The organism is Clavibacter sp. MX14-G9D (genome assembly GCF_032917815.1).
Classification (GTDB): domain Bacteria; phylum Actinomycetota; class Actinomycetes; order Actinomycetales; family Microbacteriaceae; genus Clavibacter; species Clavibacter michiganensis_K.
In genome coordinates, this window is sequence record NZ_JAVCVL010000431.1 from 1 (window position 1) to 674 (window position 674).

A 674-nucleotide genomic window follows, 5' to 3' on the forward strand; every position below is an offset into this window, starting at 1 on the left:
GGGTCGTCCCGCAGGCGCCGGCGGAGGGCGTCGGCGGCGGGAGCGGCGGATCCGGTCACCGCGTCACCGGTACGCCGCCGGGACGGCGGGGCAGGTGGCGGCCAGGGCGGCGTCCATGGCCGCGGGGAACGGCGTCCACGGGTCGCCCGCGCGGGTCGCCGCGATGAACTCGTCGCGCGCCGGCACCTCGCCCTCGTACGGCGTGCCCTCGGCGGCGTAGCAGGGCAGCAGGTACGCGACGTAGTAGTCGTGCAGGTAGGCGAGCCCCGCGTCGTCCCGGGGCTCGCCCGCGGCCTCCGCCATCGGGAAGCGCACGGCGCAGGCGTACAGGGCCGCCGGGTCCCCGTCCGGGTACGTGAAGCTGTCCGAGCCGATGACGGACGCGTCGATGCCCGCTTCCCGGAGGCACCCGACCTGCACCTCCGCGAACCGGCCCGGCGCGATCGTGCGCTCGAAGCCGACGTCGGGGCGCACGGCGTCCGGCTCCTGCGCGACGAGCATCGCCCACAGCTCGTCGGCCGCGCGGGACCGCTCGGCGGCGAGCTCCTCGTCGGTGGCGGGCACGGGCACGGGCGGGTCCTCGGAGAAGTCCGGGACGGCGGCGCCGCGGCGGCCGTCGAGCGTGCCCATGGCCTGGCCGCGGGGCGTCGTCGCGGCGTCCGGGGCCGGATCCG

Annotated in this window: 1 pseudogene; it reads right to left on the bottom strand. The window is 78.5% G+C overall.

The window, feature by feature from the left end:
• Positions 1-63: 63 nt before the first annotated feature.
• Positions 64-674, bottom strand: a pseudogene (locus Q6969_RS16140) (hypothetical protein); the annotation flags it as partial.